Origin of the sequence: Agrobacterium sp. ICMP 6402 (assembly GCF_009498615.1) — a bacterium.
GTDB lineage: Bacteria > Pseudomonadota > Alphaproteobacteria > Rhizobiales > Rhizobiaceae > Agrobacterium > Agrobacterium burrii.
Window position 1 is genome coordinate 1,443,905 of record NZ_QSNV01000001.1, and the last position, 20,633, is coordinate 1,464,537.

33 protein-coding genes are annotated in these 20,633 nt (G+C 59.2%); 16 read left to right on the plus strand and 17 right to left on the minus strand.

What is annotated here, in order from left to right; translation table 11 throughout:
• Positions 1–99 precede the first annotated feature (99 nt).
• The gene (locus tag DXT96_RS07310; RefSeq protein ID WP_153514005.1) at positions 100–807 is read right to left on the minus strand and encodes a hypothetical protein; all 708 of its coding nucleotides are present in this window, start codon (positions 805–807) and stop codon (positions 100–102) included.
• 684 nt (positions 808–1,491) lie between these two features.
• Between DXT96_RS07310 and DXT96_RS07315 the strand changes: the two genes are divergently transcribed.
• Entirely contained in the window at positions 1,492–1,773 is a 282-nt protein-coding gene (locus tag DXT96_RS07315) for a hypothetical protein (RefSeq protein ID WP_153514006.1), read from the plus strand.
• Positions 1,774–1,831: 58 nt separating this feature from the next.
• Here the strand turns inward: DXT96_RS07315 and DXT96_RS07320 are convergent, their stop codons facing one another.
• From DXT96_RS07320 to DXT96_RS07350, 7 genes are read right to left on the minus strand one after another with little or no spacing between them, the layout of a single operon-like run.
• Positions 1,832–2,092, minus strand: a complete 261-nt coding sequence (locus DXT96_RS07320) for a hypothetical protein (RefSeq protein WP_153514007.1) — start codon at positions 2,090–2,092, stop codon at positions 1,832–1,834.
• Positions 2,089–4,008: a hypothetical protein gene (locus tag DXT96_RS07325; protein ID WP_153514008.1), complete on the minus strand. Its 1,920-nt coding sequence runs from the start codon at positions 4,006–4,008 to the stop codon at positions 2,089–2,091. Before DXT96_RS07325 ends, DXT96_RS07320 begins: the two co-directional genes overlap by 4 nt.
• Before the next feature lie 60 nt (positions 4,009–4,068).
• Entirely contained in the window at positions 4,069–4,548 is a 480-nt protein-coding gene (locus tag DXT96_RS07330) for a hypothetical protein (RefSeq protein WP_153514009.1), read from the minus strand.
• The gene (locus DXT96_RS07335; RefSeq protein ID WP_153514010.1) at positions 4,548–5,840 is read right to left on the minus strand and encodes a hypothetical protein; all 1,293 of its coding nucleotides are present in this window, start codon (positions 5,838–5,840) and stop codon (positions 4,548–4,550) included. Before DXT96_RS07335 ends, DXT96_RS07330 begins: the two co-directional genes overlap by 1 nt.
• Before the next feature lie 17 nt (positions 5,841–5,857).
• Positions 5,858–6,106, minus strand: coding sequence for a DUF2312 domain-containing protein (locus tag DXT96_RS07340; RefSeq protein ID WP_153514011.1), 249 nt, complete (start codon positions 6,104–6,106; stop codon positions 5,858–5,860).
• The gene (locus tag DXT96_RS07345) at positions 6,103–6,501 is read right to left on the minus strand and encodes a hypothetical protein (protein WP_153514012.1); all 399 of its coding nucleotides are present in this window, start codon (positions 6,499–6,501) and stop codon (positions 6,103–6,105) included. Before DXT96_RS07345 ends, DXT96_RS07340 begins: the two co-directional genes overlap by 4 nt.
• A complete protein-coding gene (locus DXT96_RS07350; protein ID WP_194287574.1) occupies positions 6,491–7,612 on the minus strand; it encodes a toprim domain-containing protein in 1,122 nt (373 codons plus the stop codon). Before DXT96_RS07350 ends, DXT96_RS07345 begins: the two co-directional genes overlap by 11 nt.
• Before the next feature lie 71 nt (positions 7,613–7,683).
• On the opposite strand from DXT96_RS07350, the gene DXT96_RS07355 reads away from it, so the two are divergent.
• Positions 7,684–8,295, plus strand: coding sequence for a hypothetical protein (locus DXT96_RS07355; RefSeq protein WP_153514014.1), 612 nt, complete (start codon positions 7,684–7,686; stop codon positions 8,293–8,295).
• Here DXT96_RS07355 and DXT96_RS07360 read toward each other — a convergent pair.
• The 5 genes from DXT96_RS07360 to DXT96_RS07380 are packed head-to-tail and all read right to left on the minus strand — an operon-like array spanning position 8,286 to position 10,153.
• Positions 8,286–8,834 (minus strand): hypothetical protein, encoded by a 549-nt coding sequence (locus DXT96_RS07360; protein WP_153514015.1) that lies wholly within the window; start codon positions 8,832–8,834, stop codon positions 8,286–8,288. The genes DXT96_RS07355 and DXT96_RS07360 overlap by 10 nt on opposite strands.
• Before the next feature lie 57 nt (positions 8,835–8,891).
• Positions 8,892–9,230 carry a hypothetical protein gene (locus DXT96_RS07365; protein ID WP_153514016.1) on the minus strand — a complete coding sequence of 113 codons (339 nt, stop codon included), beginning with the start codon at positions 9,228–9,230 and terminating at the stop codon, positions 8,892–8,894.
• Positions 9,227–9,688: a hypothetical protein gene (locus DXT96_RS07370; protein WP_153514017.1), complete on the minus strand. Its 462-nt coding sequence runs from the start codon at positions 9,686–9,688 to the stop codon at positions 9,227–9,229. Before DXT96_RS07370 ends, DXT96_RS07365 begins: the two co-directional genes overlap by 4 nt.
• Complete coding sequence (locus DXT96_RS07375) at positions 9,681–9,935, minus strand: hypothetical protein (protein ID WP_153514018.1); 255 nt, start codon at positions 9,933–9,935, stop codon at positions 9,681–9,683. The genes DXT96_RS07370 and DXT96_RS07375 overlap by 8 nt, the downstream gene beginning before the upstream one ends.
• Positions 9,932–10,153 (minus strand): helix-turn-helix transcriptional regulator, encoded by a 222-nt coding sequence (locus tag DXT96_RS07380; protein ID WP_153514019.1) that lies wholly within the window; start codon positions 10,151–10,153, stop codon positions 9,932–9,934. The genes DXT96_RS07375 and DXT96_RS07380 overlap by 4 nt, the downstream gene beginning before the upstream one ends.
• 109 nt (positions 10,154–10,262) lie before the next feature.
• Here DXT96_RS07380 and DXT96_RS07385 point away from each other — a divergent pair, with 109 nt between their 5' ends.
• The 12 genes from DXT96_RS07385 to DXT96_RS07440 all read left to right on the plus strand — a co-directional run bounded on the left by DXT96_RS07385 (position 10,263) and on the right by DXT96_RS07440 (position 15,772).
• Positions 10,263–10,874, plus strand: a complete 612-nt coding sequence (locus DXT96_RS07385) for an XRE family transcriptional regulator (protein ID WP_194287575.1) — start codon at positions 10,263–10,265, stop codon at positions 10,872–10,874.
• Positions 10,875–11,130: 256 nt separating this feature from the next.
• Positions 11,131–11,424 (plus strand): AlpA family transcriptional regulator, encoded by a 294-nt coding sequence (locus DXT96_RS07390; RefSeq protein ID WP_153514021.1) that lies wholly within the window; start codon positions 11,131–11,133, stop codon positions 11,422–11,424.
• The gene (locus tag DXT96_RS07395) at positions 11,421–11,756 is read left to right on the plus strand and encodes a hypothetical protein (protein ID WP_153514022.1); all 336 of its coding nucleotides are present in this window, start codon (positions 11,421–11,423) and stop codon (positions 11,754–11,756) included. Before DXT96_RS07390 ends, DXT96_RS07395 begins: the two co-directional genes overlap by 4 nt.
• Positions 11,753–11,998, plus strand: a complete 246-nt coding sequence (locus DXT96_RS07400; RefSeq protein ID WP_153514023.1) for a hypothetical protein — start codon at positions 11,753–11,755, stop codon at positions 11,996–11,998. The genes DXT96_RS07395 and DXT96_RS07400 overlap by 4 nt, the downstream gene beginning before the upstream one ends.
• The gene (locus DXT96_RS07405) at positions 11,991–12,155 is read left to right on the plus strand and encodes a hypothetical protein (protein WP_153514024.1); all 165 of its coding nucleotides are present in this window, start codon (positions 11,991–11,993) and stop codon (positions 12,153–12,155) included. Before DXT96_RS07400 ends, DXT96_RS07405 begins: the two co-directional genes overlap by 8 nt.
• Positions 12,152–12,427 (plus strand): hypothetical protein, encoded by a 276-nt coding sequence (locus tag DXT96_RS07410; RefSeq protein ID WP_153514025.1) that lies wholly within the window; start codon positions 12,152–12,154, stop codon positions 12,425–12,427. Before DXT96_RS07405 ends, DXT96_RS07410 begins: the two co-directional genes overlap by 4 nt.
• Positions 12,424–12,690, plus strand: coding sequence for a hypothetical protein (locus DXT96_RS07415; RefSeq protein ID WP_153514026.1), 267 nt, complete (start codon positions 12,424–12,426; stop codon positions 12,688–12,690). The genes DXT96_RS07410 and DXT96_RS07415 overlap by 4 nt, the downstream gene beginning before the upstream one ends.
• A 44-nt stretch (positions 12,691–12,734) precedes the next feature.
• Entirely contained in the window at positions 12,735–13,271 is a 537-nt protein-coding gene (locus tag DXT96_RS07420; protein WP_210251584.1) for a hypothetical protein, read from the plus strand.
• Positions 13,268–13,726: a hypothetical protein gene (locus tag DXT96_RS07425; RefSeq protein ID WP_153514028.1), complete on the plus strand. Its 459-nt coding sequence runs from the start codon at positions 13,268–13,270 to the stop codon at positions 13,724–13,726. The genes DXT96_RS07420 and DXT96_RS07425 overlap by 4 nt, the downstream gene beginning before the upstream one ends.
• A complete protein-coding gene (locus tag DXT96_RS07430; RefSeq protein ID WP_153514029.1) occupies positions 13,723–14,031 on the plus strand; it encodes a hypothetical protein in 309 nt (102 codons plus the stop codon). The genes DXT96_RS07425 and DXT96_RS07430 overlap by 4 nt, the downstream gene beginning before the upstream one ends.
• On the plus strand, positions 14,028–14,291 hold the full coding sequence (locus DXT96_RS07435) for a hypothetical protein (protein WP_153514030.1): 264 nt from the start codon (positions 14,028–14,030) through the stop codon (positions 14,289–14,291). The genes DXT96_RS07430 and DXT96_RS07435 overlap by 4 nt, the downstream gene beginning before the upstream one ends.
• 257 nt (positions 14,292–14,548) lie before the next feature.
• Positions 14,549–15,772 (plus strand): hypothetical protein, encoded by a 1,224-nt coding sequence (locus DXT96_RS07440; RefSeq protein ID WP_153514031.1) that lies wholly within the window; start codon positions 14,549–14,551, stop codon positions 15,770–15,772.
• A 392-nt stretch (positions 15,773–16,164) separates the two neighbouring features.
• Here DXT96_RS07440 and DXT96_RS07445 read toward each other — a convergent pair whose 3' ends face one another.
• The 3 genes from DXT96_RS07445 to DXT96_RS07455 form a co-directional block, all read right to left on the minus strand.
• Positions 16,165–16,908 (minus strand): glycosyltransferase family 25 protein, encoded by a 744-nt coding sequence (locus DXT96_RS07445; protein ID WP_153514032.1) that lies wholly within the window; start codon positions 16,906–16,908, stop codon positions 16,165–16,167.
• Between the two features lie 158 nt (positions 16,909–17,066).
• Positions 17,067–18,308, minus strand: a complete 1,242-nt coding sequence (locus tag DXT96_RS07450; protein WP_194287576.1) for a YcbK family protein — start codon at positions 18,306–18,308, stop codon at positions 17,067–17,069.
• Between the two features lie 158 nt (positions 18,309–18,466).
• Entirely contained in the window at positions 18,467–18,907 is a 441-nt protein-coding gene (locus DXT96_RS07455) for a VOC family protein (RefSeq protein ID WP_153514033.1), read from the minus strand.
• A gap of 192 nt (positions 18,908–19,099) precedes the next feature.
• On the opposite strand from DXT96_RS07455, the gene DXT96_RS07460 reads away from it, so the two are divergent.
• Both DXT96_RS07460 and DXT96_RS07465 read left to right on the plus strand, forming a co-directional pair.
• Positions 19,100–19,678, plus strand: coding sequence for a cold-shock protein (locus DXT96_RS07460; RefSeq protein ID WP_153514034.1), 579 nt, complete (start codon positions 19,100–19,102; stop codon positions 19,676–19,678).
• Positions 19,678–20,160 (plus strand): DUF192 domain-containing protein, encoded by a 483-nt coding sequence (locus tag DXT96_RS07465; RefSeq protein ID WP_194287577.1) that lies wholly within the window; start codon positions 19,678–19,680, stop codon positions 20,158–20,160. Before DXT96_RS07460 ends, DXT96_RS07465 begins: the two co-directional genes overlap by 1 nt.
• Positions 20,161–20,220: 60 nt before the next feature.
• On the opposite strand, the gene DXT96_RS07470 is transcribed toward DXT96_RS07465, so the two are convergent.
• The gene (locus tag DXT96_RS07470; RefSeq protein WP_052819726.1) at positions 20,221–20,469 is read right to left on the minus strand and encodes a BON domain-containing protein; all 249 of its coding nucleotides are present in this window, start codon (positions 20,467–20,469) and stop codon (positions 20,221–20,223) included.
• Positions 20,470–20,633 lie beyond the last annotated feature (164 nt).

A 20,633-nucleotide genomic window follows, 5' to 3' on the forward strand; every position in this document is an offset into this window, starting at 1 on the left:
CTGCACACTGATTTACGATCAGTTGTCGCGCCAATGATTACAGATAGTTAGCCGCTCAAATGTCGCAAGCGCCACAAGTCGCACAGATGCGCATTGATTTCATTGATCTTTTTCTCTCGGCGCATCCACCCGTGTTAGGTCCAGCGCCGCGCCTGCGGCTGGCCGTTCGGTCGGCATCTGGCCGATGATCATCACGCCCAGCTGCTTCTCCTCGATCTCGACCTTCGTGGCCTGCTTGCTCTCGAAGTACGGAAGCAACTCGGCGTTGGCCTTCATGATCAGGCCCTGCGCCTTGTCGATCAACCCAATGACCTGATCGCGCTTGAGCGATCCAGTATGCACCAGCGCGTCCAAGTGCTCATGAGCCGTTACGCCCTCGACGGCCCGCGCTCCGGCCAACTCGACCGCCAGTCTCACTGGATCCGCATTCGCCAGGGCGGCGAGATTGAGGCCGGGATGGCGATAGCCCATGCGCATGAGCGTGGCCGCGAATTCCCTGCTGGCCTTGTTTTGCGAGCCTTTCGGCCTCCCCCTCGCCCGGCGCGCATCAGAGATTGTTGACGCGACATGCGCCACGGGGCCGGCGAATAGGCTTTGCTGTTCGTCCATCTCATCAAGCAAGAGGGATTGCTGCTCGGCCTCGGCCTGCCCGCTGGCCAGCGACTGGGCGAGGCCCGCCATCGCGGCCTCCGCCAGGGCGGTGACGCTTCCGACCTTGGCGGCGCGCTCCGGATCGCCGCCGGGAAAATTTTCCGGCGGCGTGTGTGCCACTTGAAGCCCCTGATTTTGCTCGGTTTCGTCGCTCACCAGCTATTTCCCTATTTGTTTAATCCGGTTGGCGGTCTGGGCTTTCGCCAACCGGCGGCAACCGTTTTTCCAACCGCTTTTATGCAAGAAAATCAGGAACATATACCTACCGGTTACCGGGTTACCATCAAATCACCATCTACGCGTATACACGCGCGCGCGTAAAAGGGTGCAATATAGTGGTAACTCGCCAACCGTCTTCACAAGCATCTGATTTTGTTGATTTATCGCGGTTACCGGGCCGCCAACCGAGTGGTAACCGCTGGCAACCACCCGCACCCGGCAAGGCAGACAAGCCCCGCAACGTCAACGCTATGACGCATTCGCCCGTGTTAAGTGCCAGCGCCGGGATTTTCCCGGCATATCGTGGTGAGCGGCCACAAGGCCGAAGCGAAGCGGAGGCATAGGCCGTGAACTGGCCGCAACGGTAGGCGCTGGTGCCGTCCGCGCCTCACTTGCTCCAAGCTCTCGTAGCGATTGGCCACGGCGTTTCTTCTCTCGTGTCGCCTTTCTCCAATCGCCGTTCAGTGCGGCGGCGCGGACACCGTTTTTAAAGCCACGGGGCGGGGGTAAGAGAGTTAAATGCGCGGGGGCAAAGGGCGGGGGAAATGACGCAATAAGGACAGGGTGTGGGAAAATGAATTGAATTGATGTTCTCATTCCGTTCTGGTAATTCAGTCGCCCATGGTTGAGACGATCGGAGAAGCATTCAACGCGGATTGGCAGCTGTTCGCACGCTGTGTGGACGGCCGCGTGGATCTCGGCCACGCGGCGCTCAAATGCGAATGGCGCTATGATCTGGACATGATGACGCTGGTCGCCACACGCGGCCGGGATTTCCCGCTGGCAAGCATATCCGGCAGGCTGCGCTGTCCTCGATGCGGCAACCGGCGGATCAGCGTCACATTCGTTCTGCCTGGCGACAGGAAAGCCGAGCGGCCGCAACGGCCAATATCACGCTGGTAGATGCAAAAAGCCCGCCGGATCGCTCCAGCGGGCAATGTTCAGCGTCCTGCAGGACATTCTAGTGCAGCCCGAGAAACCGCATGTTCCTGTCGCGCTGCAGGCGATCCTCTGCCGCCTCCTCTTTCCATCGCAGTTCGGCCACCAGGCGCGGCATGGCAGCATCAAGGCGGGCAACGGCACGATCGTAGGCCCAGCCGCGTGCGACGGCGCAGCCGCCCTCATCCAGCCTGCCGTCATCGCACCCAAAGCTGCCGTCCATATGGGCGGCATGATACAGCGGGCAGAAACGGATATCGGCGTGAGGACAGCGTTGTTTCAACCGGCCGCCTCCATCCACGCATCATAGCCCATCAGGTCAACCAGCGTGACCGTCTTCGCCGAACGGTTGATCTTGACCGTCTTTTCCGCTTTGGAAAGCTCACGCGGCACAATCGTTTGCGGAGCCTGCTTCAACGCCAGCGTCCAGCCCCCGTGGTTGAATTCGCTGTCGGCAAACACCCGGTTGAGATTGTCGTCATTCTGGGGGATCGCCAGCGCGTAGCCCTTGCACGGATCTCCCTGCTTGCGCACGCCGAGACCGATCAGCGCCAGGCGGGCGCGGGCAGCTTCAATATCCATATCCGAGCGCTGCGGATCTTCCAGCGCCTCGATGATGCTGCCGACTGTCTGGCGCTCGCCGGCCTTGTAGGCATCCACCTTCGCGCCCATGATCTTTTCAATCACCTCGCGCCATTTCGGTACCTGCTCGGCCCTGTCGGCCGATGTGGCTGTTTCGAGCGTTTCCACAAGCATATCCAGATCCAGCCGCACACCGTCCGCCGTCGGATCCTGATGCAAGCCGGCATCGATCATGCCTTGCTCTCCCACCAGCAGCTCCGCGCAGGCCAGCACCGTACCATAAGTGTCGATCGCGCGCGGATCGAGTGACAACACCGGATCGGAAAGGATCCGCCGCCATTTCGGCAGGATGTGCCAGTAGAAGTCATGATAGCCGTCCATGATCTGCCGGAGGATCATGCGGCCCCACTCCTCCTTGATCAGCGGCTGTTTTGCGTTGGCGTCCTTATCCAGCGCATTGAGGTTCAGAATGATCATGCGGGTGCGGTCCTGGACGCCAAGGTGTGGATGCAGGATCGCCGAGAAAATGAAGCTCGAGCGCAGTTCGAATTCGGTACCATCGCCGTTCGCACCGCCTCGATAGCCCTTGGCACCGGAATACGACTGGCGGGCAAGCTCGATGATGGCCTGCTCTTTCTGCCCCTGCGCCTTGCGTTCGAATTCGTCAACGGCAACCGGTCGGCTGTCCTGCCGGATGTTCTGGTAGATGCCGGCGGCCGTCGTGTTGGCCGTCGAATAGAGCGCGGATCCGAAAAGCGCCCGCAAGATCCCGTGCAAGGTCGATTTACCCGTGCCGGCACCACCCATGGTGAACATGATAGGACGCACATCGAGCGCGCCGGACAGGAAGGCCGAGCCGATCCAGCCCAGAAAGAAAATCGGATCGATATAGGGCCGCTCCCATTTCCAGCTCATCAGATCCTGCAGGATGATATGCGCCGGGCTGTCATTGACGCCGATCGGCGTCTGCCAAGGGTGCAGCGTGTCGTTGTCCTGGGCGTAAAAATAGCCGTCATAGTCGCCGGGCTTGGCCGCCTGCAGCTGCCAGTCGGTGGCGCGGTTGTCCTTGTCGGTTTTCACATCGACGGAAAACAGGTGTTTGCCGCTGTGCCAGATAAATTTGTCCCGCGCCTTCCAGCCGCCACGGCCGCGCACATTATTCTGGGGATCGAACAAACCCTTGCGGCCCGCCTCGCCTATGATCGCCGTCCAAGCCTGGTCACGCTGCACGCGCTCGACCTTCGGCGGCACGTAGCCTTCACTTCCCGGCTCGCCCTTGGCCTTCGACCAAGCGGGCCATGCCCAGAACACGTAATTCACGAATGGCGAGAAGATCCGGAGCAAGGTGGGCAGATCGTGCCGGGTGATCTCCTCGAGCTCGCCGATCGCGTTGATGACATAGACCGTCTCGCCCTTTTTGCCCAAAACGGTAATCGGGCAGTTCGGCGGCATGTTGTGGTGCGGCGCGCCTTCCCACTGGCCGGCCTTGATGCCGTCGCGCAACTGGTTGGCGTCCGGATCTACCAGCTCTTTCTTTTCGTCCAGCACCTGCTGCGCGTCCAGAAACTGCGCGCGAATGCCTTGGATGCCACCCTGAATTTTCGGTTTTCTTGCCATAACTGCCCGCATGAATAAGAGGAGACCGCCGCGCTTGGTCGTGGGCGCGGCGGGTATTGATTACTTCTGGTGGGTGCCTTCGACGCCCCGGCGCATGCGGGCCAATGTGCGGGAATGCAGCCAATGCTGCGCTTCCTCGATCTTTGCCAGCGCCAGCGCGTTTTCCCTGCAGGCATAGGGGCCAGCCTGAAACGAACGCAAACGATCGGCCACGATCGCCAACAGAACTTCTTGCGTCAATCCGTTGACGCCAGCCTCACTGATTGGTCCATTCTGGAAGTAGATCATGGTCGACGTGCTGGCATCGTGGATCTGCCCGTCACCTGCGCTTGGGTTGTTTTCCAACTCAAAACCACCGACGCGATACGCGTGGTTTGCTCCGCCAGCGCCGGGTATATCGACGACCTCGATCGTCAATTTGTCGTTCGCAGGGTTGACCTTGTGGTCGTCAATAACTCGCACTGGGTCCGGCACGATTGCCGGGTTGCTGTAAAGTCTGCCGTCTACGCGCACGGGCTTTTTCATTGCTTCGTTTTCCATTACCAAGTCTCCAATGTGTCGTTGACAGTTTCCATCGTGGTGTCCTCGATCGGCACGGGCCTGGGCTCCGGCTTCTCGGCCACCAGCTCCTCGAGGCGTTTCTTTTCAGCCGCGGCGAAGTCGTCGAGGTCGATCAGGATCGAAGCGAAGGCCTTAAGGCTGAGCTCTTCGGCCTTTGTCAGATCTGCAGACTGGCGATGTTTGGTGATGATCAGGTGCTGCGCCATGACATCCGGCGTCGCGCGCGTCCCAATCTGGCGCACCAGATCAACCAGACCGCTAAGCGCCTCGAAGGGTATCGCTGGTGTTTCGAGGGGGTGCCCGTTTCGGATAAGAGCGCCCAGCACCTCAACGGAACCATGGACCCCCACGAAAACATCCCGGGCGACAAAGCGTGAAATTTCGAGAGGATCGACGCCCTCTGCCAAATTCGGCATCTCGAGCCACCACGGCTTGTCGTCTTCCGGTACCGATTGTTTCAGGGCACCAGCTTTTTCCCACGCATGTTCCAGAGCAGCATAAAGATCGTGAACGATCTCAACCGGATCATCTGCAGGTGCCCATTCTTTGAATGGACCCTCGCAACGCCTGACGTCGTCGATCGCGCCCATGAGGTTTGAGCCGATCCGCGCCATGTCAACGAGATCTTCCAACGTTTCGCAGCCGGCGAGCTCGAGCGCGGCTTTCAGGTCTGACGAGACAGCCGATCCACCCGCATCATCGCCGCTAACATTTTCATCCTTATTTCCGTCGCCGACATGTTCGAGGTTATTATCATTGCCACTGGAAGGCCCACTTCCATCGCCACCGCCTGGAGCGGCAGTGCTTCCCCCTCCAACACTTCCGGGCTGGTCGTCAGCCTCTCCGGAAACGGAGCCGTCCTTTCCGCCATCCGCTGCACCATCAGCGCTTGCGTCGCCGTCATTTTCGATTGATCCGGAACCGGATCCAACGCCGATATCGCCCGAAATGTTTTCGCGGCTGGTATCTGCTGTTTTGGCGTCAGCGCCTGGTGTTGCGCCTTCGCCGGCTTCCAGCCCCGGTAGCTCTTGCCGCCCGCCATCGCTCACCCCCTTGCCGTCTGCAGCGCTGTCGACGCCATCAGTTTCAACCACGATCGGCGGGGCGTTTGTGACCGTGCCGTCAGCTGATGGAGCTGTTCCTGCAGCCTGGACGCCGGCGTCATGAGCGCCTGCCGTGTCCAGTCCATCAGGTACTGCATTTCCGGCTGATCCAACTCGTTCAGCCACACGTGCTTCATTTCCATTGGTCTGCCCTTTACGTTTCGACATGCTCTTTCTCCTTGTGGTTACTCCATGCCCAGCGCGGCCATGTAGGTTTGCAAAATCGTCTCCTCCTCGATCCGCTTGTTGGGATCCTTGGCGCGAAGACGGACGATGGTTTTGATTGCTTTTTTGTCGTAGCCGAGCCCATGGGCTTCACCGTAGACATCGGCCTTATCCTGATTGATCGCTTTGCCCTCTTCCTCGAGCCGCTCTATCCGCTCGATGATCTGGCGCAGTTGATCGGCCGCGACGTTATGTCCGATGTCGCTCAAGACTTGGCCTCCGCACGATCCAGACGCTCGATCTCACGGATAAGCAGCGCTGCCGCCCGGATTAAATCTCTGCGCCGGTCTTTCGGTTTGAAGCTTTCAAGAGTCCACGGCCAAAGAGCATGCGGGATGCCACGCATACCAATGACACACGACGCGGGGTTCTCGGCCCCGCCGGCGACGGCGTAGCAGGCAGCAGCCCAGGCAAGCTCACCCTGCTTATTGACTTCGTCGTCGTGCGCGTCGGTGTATCCCTCTTGGGACTGCTGGCGCTCGATCTCGAGCCAGGTATCTTTGAGGGCCTGCGAGATGTCGTCGGGATCCCACCAACCATGCTCGATCGCGTCATCGCGCCAGTCCGGGTCGTTGTCGCCATCACCCCACGCTTTATAGCTCATCACTTTCCCCTTTCATCAGGTCGTTGAAATCCTTGCCCAGGTGGCTGGTCATCTCGGTGAGCGGCTTCTCCGCGCGCGAAAGCTCCTCCATCACCCGTTCGAATTGCTTGACGGCGGTTTTCTTTTCCCAGTCATTGTCGCGGGCAACGATGATGGAGCTGACGCACGGCAACCACACTGGGGCCGACGCCATGGCGCCGAGCGAGCCGGCCGCCCACACGCGGGCTTCGGGAATGGCAAGCGCCAGCGAAAGTCCGTCTTCGACGCCTTCGCAAAGAATGAGCGGATAAGGCAGCGTTGCCGTTTCCGGCGGCTCGCCTTCCGGCCCGTGGCTGATCCGGATCATCGCGCCGCGCGCCTCGCCAAACATGATCTTGGCGGTTTCATCGCCTGAAACCGGCAGCTTTTGCGGCCCGAGCGGCGAAAGGAATGTCATATGCACGGCCGAGATCTGGCCGGTTGGCATGCGCATGGCCGAAAGCACAGCCGGAAACTTCGGGCCGTCCTGCACCTTGATGCGCCGGCCGTTTTCATGGCGAAACTGCGCCCGCTTCCAATATTCCTGGCTCGCAGAAAAACGGAACGTCTGCATATCGCGGTTGGGAATGTCGTCGATCGGGCAACCACGCGCCGCGAAATAGCCCCGGGCATGGGCTTCGGCCGTCGATCGCGCGCCGTCCTGGTAGCCGCTGTTCCAGACCTGTTCCGCCCTGCCCATGCGTTTCAGCCGATCGGCCTCGGCCCGAGCCTCCGCCTTCCGGCGCTCATCATCCGCCCGGCGCTTCATCGCCTGGCGCTGCTCGGCCGTCATCGATCGCAGCCCGAGAAAATCACGCGACCAATCCATGGCCGCGCGGAAATCACCACCGGTCAGATATTGCACCAGGCCGAGCACATCGCCCTTTTCGCCGGTGCGATAATCCGTCCAAGCGCCAATGTCCCGATCGAGCGGAACCTTGAGCTCCGGCGTCTGGTGAAAATCATTGGTGATCGGGTTGTGAGAAACCCACAGCCGCCCCTGCCTCTTGCCGGTCGGCAGCAGGCGCTGGCAAAGACCCTCAATGCGGTCTTTCAGCGCCTGCTTGATTTCGGAGGTATCGGAACGGTTCATGCTGCACGCCCCCATTGAAAACGGGAGGCACATTCAACTAATGTCCTCGCGCAAGGGGAAAGGGCATTCTGATGCAGAAACACTGGGACAGATGGGGCTGGATCGTGGCCGTCGCGATCATAGCTGTTGGCTTTCTCCGCCTGATGTGGGGCCGAGAGGCATTTTGCGGTGAGGACACAGAACACTGTTTTCGAGAGTGGGTTTCCGCGCTCGGCGGATGGGCTGCTGTGGCTGCCGCCGTACCAACAATTTTCTATCTTTCCCGACAGGTGAAAGACGCCGAAAAGCACCAACGAACGAACTTCGCGATCCAACTGCGCCGCCAGCGCATACTCGCTCAACACATTCAGAACGTTGGCAACGAAGCCCGCTTGTTCATCAGAGTTTATCTCAATAACGAGCTGAGCCCGACAGCGAACGATGTTCGGAAATGGGATCCACACACGGCCAAAGAAATGACCGAGATGCTGCGATCCGACGCGGTGAGGAGCTTCGAAACGGAAATTGCTTTCCCAAAGAGCATGTCCGGCAGGACCACTGCCGAAGTTCTTGAGCGTGGCAGAGATGGTGAAGAACCTCATTATTTCGTCGCGTCTGAAATCGTGGAGAGCTACTGGAAGAACATCGTTGGCCAAGCTGACGCCTTCATCGCAGAGGTGACTGTAACAACAAGTCATGACTGAAACGCCTCCTCAACATAGGCCAGCGCCGCCTCGATCTCCGGACGCTCGCGTTCCTCACCGAGCTCTTTCAGCAAAAGCGAGATGGTGGCCTTGCTCACGCCAAGGGCGCGGGCCATGTCCGCCTGCGGAATATCGAGGTAGGTGACGGTGATGTAGATCGCGAGCCGGCGCAGCCTGGTTGCCCGCATCCATTGGTCGTCGGCCGTCGCCCGCCTGGACGGATCGGCGGAAAGCACGAAACCCGGCTGCACCTCGGCCTTGTGCGCCACCAGCGCCACGGCCAGACGATAAGACCGGATGGCGGAGGAGCGCTCCGGAAACCGCAGTTCCAGATCCCTGCCCTTCTGCTCGAGATCCCGCTGGCGTTTCAGCTGCGCGATCGCCAGGCGCACGCGGTTGACCGTGCGTGGCGTGACGGGCCGTAAACCGGTGCGGATATTGTAGAGATATCTGGGCGCAAAGCCGGCGGCGCGCAGCACCTCAAGCTCAATCAACCCTGCAGCTTTGATCGCCAGATCTATTTCGGCGACAGAATTCATTATCAGCCCCTGCAAGCAAAGGCCGGACGCAATACAAACCGGCATGAACATGTGATTTCAAACGAGTGTCAGCTGCCGCTCGGGCGGCTGAACGGATGCAGTTTTCTGGGCCTCGCGGTGATCCGCGAGACCAGACAAGGTCAATTCGCCGCCCTTCGAAGGCGCGATGTAGATGGAAACGAAGCCCTCGCGGCGCATGTAGAAGCAGAATTCCGCCCCCGGCCATGCACGCAGCTTTGCCTCTGCGGCCAATTCGTCGATCAGCCGAAGATGAAAAGCGCGGTTTTCGGAAAGATCCTCCGGAGACTTCCCGCCCATGCAAACCATGGTATCGGTAAGCCCCAACTCATCGGCGTTTTCGTCCAGCTGCTGGATCCAGTCTTCGCCAAGGATCATGACTTGCGCCCCTTCCGAGACTCATCGCAAAGTCGATTTTTTAACTTTTGGAGCAGCGAAATGACGCCGGATGAGAGAATTGACGATCTCAGCGAAACCATGTTTCGATGGGCGATGACGGCTTTGGCGTGCAAGGCTGTCACCACACAAATGATGGCCGGCAAACCGGTAAGCGTTGCGGTCTCGAAAGAGTTCGCATTGGATTGGCTCAATCTCGAGGCATCATCATCTGGGCCTGTGCTCGAGGCTATCGGCATCGAGGTTGAAGGAATGATGAGAGCCGCATCGTCGATCCGAACGCCCTGATCCTTTAGCGCATCGAACCAACGCCCATCCGGCATTGATCGATAGAGCGCCTCAAGCGCCGGATCCGGCTTTGGAAACAGCCGCGGTCGCGCCGGATTGATCGCCTTGGCCCACCCTCCCGCGCAGTATTCGCGATCGTGATCGTCAGTCATCCGAAGCCTCGCTTTCCTGCACGCCGCGTAGGTCGACGAGTTTTCCGGCATCAGTGATGCGCAGCCGGCGATTGTTCAGATAGCGCTCGACCAATCCGTCGTTTTCGAGCTTTGACCAGGTGCTGCGCATCACAGGCGATCTTTCGCCTGCAGCGGTCAGCACTTGGTTGCGATCAAAGACGCCATCGCCGTTCCGGTTTTTCAGCCACAACAGGGCGGAGAGCATCGCGGGCGTGGCTTTTCTCATTGCCGCGTCTCCGGATCCTGAATTTCATCGAGCACAGCGCGCTTTTCATTGAGGAGCTCGGCAAGCGCGCCGTCGAGCTTCTTTATGGTTCTTTCGGAGAGCGTCCGACGACCGTTTTTGCGGGCCGTGTAAGTCGTCTCATGAACGCCAGCGCGCTCGCATAGCGTCTTCTGATCGATGCCCGCTGCGGCCCGTCTCGCTTCAATGTCGGAAAACATGCAAATCACCTTGTCAACTGATTTGCTTAATGTGATAAGCGAAATTGCTTATTCCGCAAGGTGTTTTTTAGTGACTGCGTTAGCACCACACAGGATTAGTTTTGCGCGTATGGCACTTGATCAGCGCGAAACAAAAGAATGGCTTAAAGCGATTGCACGACACTTGAACCTGTCGCCGTCGCAGCTCGCCCTGAATTCAGGCATGGCCGCATCCACGATTACGCGCTTCATCAACGACAACAGCAACTCGGTCGGCATAACGCAGACTTCGCTGGAGAAGGTGGCCAGTTACTCCGGTTTCCGGCCGCACCAGATGCCTGGTCGCGCGCGATCCGGAACGGCAGAGCCTGACACAATCCCTCTCAAGCAAGATAATACCGAATGGCCGAAGTGGGTTATTGCGGCCGTCGAAGCAGCTAGGGCTGGGAAAAACGGTATTGAGGCGTGGGTTATGAAGGGTGCCGCATTGGACGGCATCGGCGTAATGCCCGGCGATATAGCCATTATTGACCAGAACGCCCGCGCAAGCAGCGGAGACGTGGTGCTGGCGCAGATCATGGATCTAGCGAGCGGCAGCGCTGAGATGGTGATGCGGCTGTACCAGGCACCATTCATCACGACACACAGCATGCGGCTTGGCCCAGGCAGGCCCGAGCACGTCGATGAAGACCGCATATCAATTCTCGGGGTCCGCGTCGGCCTCATCCGCTGGGAACACTGAACGTCGCAATTCGGACAGCAGGTCTTAAACTTAGGAGCGCTCCAAGTCATTAAACTTAGGAGCGCTCCTTTTTTGTGCTTACAACTTATCGCCCATTAAATTTAGGAGCGCTCCAAACCGCTAAACTTTGGAGCGCTCCCGAAATCGCGACTTCGTCAAAACCGCTTAAGCAGATTTGCATTATGCGCTTGCTAGAATAAGCATTTTCGCTTATTGATTTGCAGCATTGCAATCCAGCAATGGGGAGACGCGAAACATGCTCCAGAATTCAAATGACCGCTTCATGCAGGCGGAAGAGGTGGCCGAGGCACTCGGCCTGGCAAGGTCAACTTTCCTGACCAAGCGCAATGCCCTCATCATCAACCACGGCATGCCGGCACCTTTGCCCGGGCAGAAGAAACTGCGCTGGCATCGCGAAGGCATGGAAAAATGGCTGCGCCAGTATGGCGAGCTCAAAGGCCAGGCTATGCGCTCATCCGGATATCTCGTCCGGATCCACGTAGACCGCGCCCAGCTGACTGCCACCTATGCGGCGGGAGCGGCGGCATGAGCAAGATCCGGCACTATGGCCTATCAGACGTCGACGCCCTCACGCACGAAGATCCTTATGTGCGCTGCATGGCTCGCATCGCTTCCAGCGACTTCGCCGCGCGCATGGCGGATTTCGTCAACGACGAGCTCAACCGTCATGGCAACCCAATGATGCTTTTGGTTTCGCTGATGCGTTTCCAGATCCAGACGCACGCATCGGTCGCAGCCAATTTTATCGCAGCGCCAGGCATCCCCACACTGGTCGATATCTACGTCGGCGAGCTCGAGCGGGAATATCAGCCGCATGCGCAGCGGACGCGCGAGCAGATGCAGAGGGAGCCGGCGCTATGAAGCAGGTAACCCGCAGACTGGGCAATCGCCGCATGCAGGGCAAATTCACACCGAAGAAGGCTCACACCTTTTGCATGAAGCGGGTCCGCGACATCGAACTCCTGCTGCAGGAGATTGCCTCAACCTATAACGATGTCGATCAGACAGTGGTGAGCGAGTGTGACGCCATGCGTGACGAGGCTCTAGCAGCGCTTGGCCGCACGCTCGATGAGGCGCTCGAGGAGGGCCGCAGCTATGACTAAGCTCACCTGCTATTGCCGCACCCATGACATGACCCCCGGCGCCTACCTGCAGCTTTCCGAAGAAAGCCAGCGCGAGTTCCGTCGCCGGATCGCTGAATGCGAAACCTGCGCACGCGATCGCCGCGCCGGCATCGAGTGCAAGGAGATCAAGCCATGATCATCCGTTTCCACTTCGTAGACTGCGGGCAGGATTTCACCTGGTGGGACGTCAAGGACGACGGCCGCGCCATCGGCGAGGTCGTTGACGCCGGACCCTTCCAAGCATGGGCATGGGCTGACGGAAAGCATTTCGTCAACCTTAACGAGCCTCACGATGTTGGCGATCGGCTCGCCACCACAAACGATCTGCAGCGCTCCCTCGAGACTGGGTATAGCTCGATGCTGAATTACCCGGTGGAGCGCATCGAACACCTGGAGGAAGCGGCATGACGATGACGCCCCTTACCGAAAACCCGGCCGTGCTGGATCCGCGCAAGAACCTCGAGCGCGCAGAGAAAGACGCGCTGGCCTCGATCGACTTTTTCCGCCAGCAGCGCATCGTCGATGGCCGCCTGCAGGTCGGCAACAAGCGCTTCGCCTGGGCCACCATCAAGCGCCTCGAGGAAAAGCAGCTGGTGCGCGGCCGCGCGCCCAACATATCCCTCACCACTGGCGGCGGCCTTGCCCTGCAGAAGCTCAAAGGTGAAGCATGAACAAGCCAATTATCCTGAACGCGCTGCAGCGTGCCGAGGCCTTCATGGCCGGTTTCGAGGATGACGACCAGCAGGATAACGTCAAAGACGATCTTGCGACCATTCGCACCGCAATCGCCGAAATTTCATCTCCTACAGAAACTTGCGGTCACATATGGGCGGCAGCAACCCATCCCGGAAATATGTTTTCCGCCGGGCAGGCTTACTGCACCAAATGTCACGTCAGACCAAACGACCCATTTTATGTCGCAGACCCGGGGGTCGGTATCAGCCTTTTCGCCCATTCCGTTATGCCGTCGGCCCAGCCGCAGCTCAGCATAGCGTACGATCCCGGCTTCACCCCCTCCTCTTTTCCTGAAACTGGGCTGGAGGGACGAGCTACCGTCGATGAGATCGAGACCCATCTGCAGAAGCTAATCGCAGAGAAGCCGAGATGGGCGCAGCTGGCAGAGATCGACGATCACACCCGCATGTGGTTTGTCTCCGAGCTCATCAGCCATGCCAGCGGCCGCATCCCGCTCCTCGAGATCGAGGCGCTGGTGTCGCGGTATATCCCGGCCGCGAAAGGTGGTGAAGCATGAGTGATCTCAAACGACTTTGCGATTTCATCACCGAGCGGAAAAAGGCCTTACCGCCATACAGCTACGAACAGCGGGCTGCGCACCATCGCGCCGTCACCGTAATCTTCGATGAGCTGCAGGCCAACGAAGGCGCAGTGTGGAGGTCCGATTGGCGCGGCGCATCCATCAAACTCGCAGGCATCCGGTCAACATCCACCAGCAGCCCGCTGTCCGCCCTCTCCAACTGGCAGGCAGCGGCAGAGAAGCGGATCGCCCAAGGGCCTCGCCTGACGCCGACCCAGCGGAAGATCCTCGAGAATGCAGCTGGAAAGACACCGCCTCACAGACCGCAAGGCAGAGCCCAGCATGGCGGCTGGTCTGGCGCGATGGTGACTTGTTACCAGCGGAAGTGGCTCCGTGAGGGTAACATCATTACCGATGAGGGCCGGAAGGCGCTGGAAGGCGGCGCAGCATGACCGACCTGAAACAATTCGCCGAGCGCATCACCAAAGCCGCCAACCGGGCAGAATATCTCATGAACGCGCTCGAATGGCTGGACACCGTCAGCCGCGACACGATCCTGAATAATCCGAGCGTAGAACTGAGCCAGCGCATGGGCTGCCAATCGAATGGATACTGCCAAGCGATGGAGCTTGTCACAGGCGAGATGAAGAATAACGCGGAGGCAACGGCCCAAGTCGCATATGCCAAAGCGCTAAAGGAGCTGGCGGATATCGAGGACATGTTCGCACGCTTCGCCAAGCAGGAGAATGCATCATGAGCGCGAACAAGACCATCCACGAGCTCGAGCGCCTGGGCAGCGTGCAGGACGCACTCATGAAGCGCCTCGAGGACGAGCTGCGCGAACTGAGGGCCGCCAGTGACGAGATCAACGCCTACCTGCACGGCGCGATCGCCGCCCGCGCATCGCGCACCATCATGCTCGTAGAGGCCCGCCGCGCCCTTGAGGAGGCCGATAGCGGTTGCCCGGTGCTCAGCCTGGCAAGATACCGCCGCCCGGCATTGAGGACGGTGCAATGACGCTTGCACAATGGTCCATCTCGATCGCGCCGTTGCTCATCGCACAGACGCTCACCTTTCTCGCATTCTGGCGCGCCACACGCCGAAAACAATCAGCGCCCGTTTCCCCCGCAGCGGGCGCTGATGAAGGGCCGGGACCACAGCCGCATCACCGGCCCCACTAAACATCCCCTGGCTCCAGTCTCCCGGAGCCTGCCTGCCCGGCGGTCTTTGTTTCGCGTGACCGCCGGGCATTTTTGTATCAAGGAGTAAAATTCATGGCGAAAGACGATCTGAAAATTCCGCACGTGTCGTGGCGCAACGGCCGGCCGCGCTTCAACCCTTCCAAGACATTGCGTGGGGCAGGATATGCGGGTGAGGATCTGCGACACAAGGACGGCCGCTGGATGAGCGCCGGCGAGGCCCTGGACTGGTCACGCAAGCTCTCCAGCAAGATCGAGCTCGACAAGCGCAAGCAGCGCCTGCGCGCCGGCGAACCGCGCGAAAAAGTCATTCCGCCGATGCCCGTCGCCGCGATCCGGCCAGCCTTCCCTGTCAGCCTTTTGTTCGACGAGTTTTTGAACGAGACGAAGAACCCGCGCTTCGGGGATCTGTCGAAGAAAACCCGCGACGACTACCGCCAGAAAAGCCGTGTCATCCAAAACCGCGAGCCGGACGTATGGAGCTCGGAAGCGGAAGCCCTCACAAAACCGATCTGCATAGGGATTTATGAGAGCCTTCGGGTGAAGGTTGGCAACACGTCGGCCGTCGGCGCGATGCGCATCCTGGGCGTGGCGCTGCAATGGGCGATGGATCGAGGCCGCCTGCCCTCGATGCTGATTAATCCGGCCCACAAGCTCAAGATGAAGACACCGGATGCGCGCCTGCGCATCGCCTCGAAACAGGAGCTCAAGGTTTTGATCGAGACGGCCGACGCACTCAAACAGCCGGAAATGGGCGACATGTTCACGCTCGCTGTATGGTCCGGCCAGCGCCAGGCCGACCGGCTGCAATACACCCGCAAGGGTCACAAGCGTGGCCGCATCATCCTGCAGCAGTCGAAGACCGGCGCGATCGTCTCCATCATCGAGGCACCGGAGCTCAAGAAGCGGATGGATGCCGCCCAGAAGCGCCGCAACGACGCCGGCATCATATCGCCCTGGGCGGTGCTCAATGAGCGCGAATGGAAACCATTCAACGGGGATCATTACCGGCGCAGGTTTGAGGAGATCCGCAGGCACGCAAAGAAGAAGCTGCCGTCTCTCAAAGACCTCACTGACCAGGACTTCCGCGACACGGCCGTTACCTGGCTGGCAATGGCAGGCTGCACCATTCCGGAGATCTGCGCCATCACCGGCCATAGCCTCAAGACGGCCCATGAGATCTTGCGGCACTATCTCGCCCTCAACGCAGAAATGGCAGACGCGGCGATCGGCAAACTGGTGACGTGGTTCGAGGCACCAGATGGCGACGACGACGGGAGGCCGGCGAGCATGAAATGAAGAAGGCGGGCATTGACCCGCCTTTTATTTTGGAAGCTTTCCTAAGCATTGATTTGACGCACAAACCAGATTGTGCAATTAACGGCAAGAACAAGAAAAGTCGCACAGCCAATGTTTACTAAGCCATTATAAACACTGTATTTCGATATTACTTTTAATCAGTAGGTCCAGGGTTCGAATCCCTGCGCTCTCACCACCTCAGATTTATTTTCCCGTTAATTTACAGAGACTTGTCGATACAGAGAGCTTGGCGTCGTCGTGTCTTGGACATCTGCGCCAGCAATTTCGGAGCGCAGAAATAATCGCGCCCGTCTCATTGTTCTTTCGCCAATTCAGGCTCTAAGGTGAAACCCGATCATGCAGCCTGCGCGTGAACAGCCCTGCCCGCCGCGCTAGCGATAAGCATAAACATACCGCGCAATATTGTCATAGAAACTCGAGAGATAAGCCGGAATCCGTTTAATGCGGGCGAACTTGCTGCCGCGATATTCGGCGCGGGTGCCGACCAGCGTGTCCGGGTCGCCGAATGGCAGGAAATCCTTGTCGGTGACATAAACTTGCGTGCCATAGCCCCAGCCGCATTCCAGGGCGCGGTCGAAAGGCAACGTCATCACCCTTGCCGTTTTGAGAAAACGCTCCGCCCCGCCCCGCGAAATGATGTAGCAAGCGGATGATCCCTGCGGGCCATAGATGCAGCGGCCAAGCGTATCGCCAAGCGCGCTGGTTTTCCGGCCCTTGAAACCGCTGCGGCGATGATTGGTCAGTTTGACGATCGCGTTTTCCGGCATCACCGCAACCATTGCCTGGACCCGTTTGGAAAACTCCGGGGTGAAGGCAACATCGTCCTCGACGATGACAGCCACCGGCGCATCGGTGGCAAGGAATATCTCCAATGCCTTTATATGGCTGGCATAGCAGCCATATTCACCGGCGAGCGCATGGCGGCCATTGCGCAGCTCAAAACCGCGCCGGTCGAAATCCGTCCATTCGGCGGGCGGAACAGTCTTGCCGTCGACACCTTCCACCGGGCGCAGATCCAGCCCGAGCCCGACAGCGCCCTCCAGCATCTTCTCAAGCCGCGCCCGCGCCCGGGCAATGGAAATGATGTAGATGGGGAAAGTGGAAATCGGCAGCATTCAGAACACACCATGCGCATGAAGACGGGAGACCGTCTCCTACAGCAAGGCGCGTGCGACGTCCATTCGGACACCGAAAAGGCGCGATCTCGTCAGGCGAAATACCGGGTTTTACGGGGCAGGAAGTTTCAGCCCCGAAACGCATGGAGTCCCTGTTCTTATTTCCGCGCGGCAGTGCGGCGGCAACGCCAGTTCCAGTCTCTCGGCTCACCCGTGTCCATATGAACCGATTCGGTGTGGCAATAGGTGCCGACGCCACCGCGCTCAGGCAGGGAACGCAGATAGGTGGCAAGTTCCCACTTGGAGACGCCCTTGATCTGGATGTCAGCGGCATCGCAGGTATAGTGCTTGGAACCCTGCCTCACGCCCTTTGGCGGCCGATAGCCCGAGGTGACGATGGCCGGGCTGTTGTAATGACGCTCGACGTCCTTGATCATGCGGACCAGTTCCGGCTTGAAACAGCCGACTTCGACATTGTCCGTCTGCAGGAAAAGACCGTTCGGGGAAACACGGGTCAGGCCGGAGAGTGACGCAAGCTTCATCAGGCCCGTCGGCTGGTCATCCTCATCTTCGAGATGCGCATCGTCAAATTCCTCAGACATCATCGAGCGACCGGAAAGCGCAATACCCATCGTCCGGTCCGCTGCGCCCGATAGCGCCGCAACCTCGGTATTTACCGCGGTACCGTTTTCGATCATTTTCGGCAGCCGTTTTTTGGCGGCGCCGGCGAAAAATGCCGCAAGCGTTACGCCCGTGCCTTCGCTTTCCTGCTTCTCACCTGCGGGCACCGCGTTTGCTGCGGGTTGCGCAGCGGCGGCTGCAAGCTGTTGTGGTGCGGGTGTAGGAACAGGCTGGCGGTTTTCGCTGTGCTGTTCCGCTACCGGTAGCGGAACTGGCGCTGAGGCAGGTTGCGGCTGGAGTTGCTGCTGCGCCGGCGCTGAATAAACGCTGCTGACGGCGGGGATGATCCGCTGCGATGGCGCGGCGGCGGAACCATCCGTCGCAACCGAAGGCACTGCCGCGCGGGCGGTGGAATAGATGCTGGATGTACCGGCGGAAATTGCCGTGGGCTGCGTCGTCAGCCCGCCAATATCGGCGGCGGCACCATAAACCTGCGCCGGGCCGCCCGATGTCTGCGGCTGGACGGGCACGGCCCCGCCGGACGCCGATGCAACGGCAGGGTCAACATAATGCCCCGGCTCAGCGCCAGCCGCAGGCGCGGCGACGGCCGCTGCGGCCGTCTGCGGATGCTGTTGTGCGGCAATTGCCGGCTTTTTGGTATTGGCGGCCATCTCGTCATCCGTCACCGCCGAAACGCAGCCGGAAAGCCCCAGCAGCGAAACCGCAATGACGAGACGCTGACAGGAAACGCGTCCTTTCGCGCCCTCGACAGTTTTCATGGGTGGCCTCCGTATCTTGCATTTCCAACAGCAGCACGGGAACGGAATCGTGTGCTTTTCCCAAACGGGACGGGCCGTTTCGATTCGCGGACTATGCCTCATCCCGTCGGGACAAGGCAAGAGCGCCCGAAAACGCCGCTATTGGCCGGGAAAATCCCTTACCAGGAACCGGTATTCTGCATAGATATCCACGGTTCGGCTGGTGCGAGGCTTTCGCCCTTCTGCAGAATCTCGAAGGAAATACCGTCAGGCGAACGGACGAAGGCCATGTGCCCGTCACGCGGCGGCCGGTTGATCACGATGCCATTCTGCTGAAGCCGGGCGCAGAAGTCGTAGATATTGTCGACCTCATAGGCCAGATGGCCGAAATTGCGGCCGCCGGTGTAATCTTCGGTGTCCCAATTATAGGTGAGTTCGAGGCTCGGCGCTTTTTTTTCCTTAGCCGCAGCAATGTCATCGCGTGCCGCAAGAAACACCAGAGTGAAACGGCCTTTTTCGTTTTCGATTCGGCGTATTTCCTCGAGACCCAGCAGGTCGCAATAGAATTTCATTGATTCGCCAAGGTCTTTGACGCGAACCATCGTGTGCAGATACCGCATTTTATTCCTCTCCAATACAAGGGGTCCGAGCCGCTGAACGCATGATGGCAAGCCCCGGACAAGGACGGCGACATAAAAGCAGCTACGCAAATCAAAAACTAGGGCTTGCGTGAAACCGTTACCAAGATGTTAATCTGGTAAACAGGAATCAGTTGACCGGTGTATGGCGCGTATTTGAGGGGTTGGCAGGATATGGCTGATAGGATGTCATCGAAAACGATAGTCGATGTCGAGGACCTTTCGGGCGATGCCGTCGACCTGACCGAAATCACCGGCGTCGTGAAATGGTTCGACGTCGCCAAGGGTTTCGGCTTCATCGTGCCGGATAATGGCATGCAGGATGTGCTGCTGCACGTTTCCTGCCTGCGCCGGGATGGATACCAGACCATTCTGGAGGGCACCCGCATCGTCGCCCTCATCCAGCGGCGCGACCGTGGCTTTCAGGCTTTCCGCATCCTGTCGATGGATCAGTCGACCGCCATTCACCCCTCGCAGCTGCCGCCGGTGCGCACCCATGTGCAGGTAACGGCGTCGAGCGGGCTTGAGCGCGTCATCGTCAAGTGGTTCAACCGCACCAAGGGTTTCGGCTTTTTGACGCGCGGTGAAGGAACCGAAGATATTTTCGTGCATATGGAAACGCTGCGCCGTTTCGGCCTGACGGAACTTCGCCCGGGCCAGGTGGTGCTGGTGCGTTTCGGTGATGGCGACAAGGGCCTGATGGCGGCGGAAATCCACCCCGACAACCCCGTCTCGATCGGGATGTCGCACTGATGACCGCCCTGTTGGGAAATATCGTGAAGAGCGCCGTGATGGCGCTTCTTTTTTTCACGCTCGCCGGCACCGCGCAGGCTCAGCAACAGACCTTCACGTCCGAGCCGCTGACGATCGAAACCACCTCGGGAAAAAACCACGACTTCACTGCGGAACTGGCGGTGAACAATGCGCAGCGCGAACAGGGATTGATGTTCCGCAAATCCATGCCGCTGGAAAACGGCATGTTGTTCGATTTCGGGCAGGAACGCGACGTGGCCATGTGGATGCGCAACACGCTCATCCCGCTCGACATGCTGTTCATCGCCCGCGACGGGCGAATCACCTATATTCACGAAAACGCGGTTCCGCACTCGGAAGCGATCATCAGCTCCCGTGGTCCGGTCAAATTTGTGCTTGAACTGAATGGCGGCACCGCAAAACGCTATGGCATCAAGCCGGGCGATATGGTCCGCAGCGGGCAAATCGGCAACCGGAAATGACATTGCCGCGTTATTGCATCTGAATGAGCCGGACGATGTTTCGCCCGGCCGGTGCAATGTTCAGTAAACCGGCTCGATATGACTCAAAATCCGGCAATTGGAAATAGATGCGGCAAGATTGATGGCGATATCGATTGCCTCGACCGAATCAGCCGTGCCTTCAAGATAGATCACGTCATTTTCGACGCTTGCGGAAATACGCGACTTCTCAAGCCCCGTTTCGAAGGCGAGCGCCGAGGTGATCGCCTGGCATACGCCAGCCATGCGGTCTCCAAAAAAGCTCTCCTGAATGCCTGACAGATTGAACATGTGCGTTCTCCTTCTTATGGACATTACAACGCGCCAATAGCGGTTTCGTTCATCTCCGGTTCATCAATTCGTTCATCTTCCATTCATCTTGGAAAATTGGAACCCCCCAATCGATCACATTTTAGGTGATCGGGAACCATTTCGTGAGGCGGGCATTACGCGCA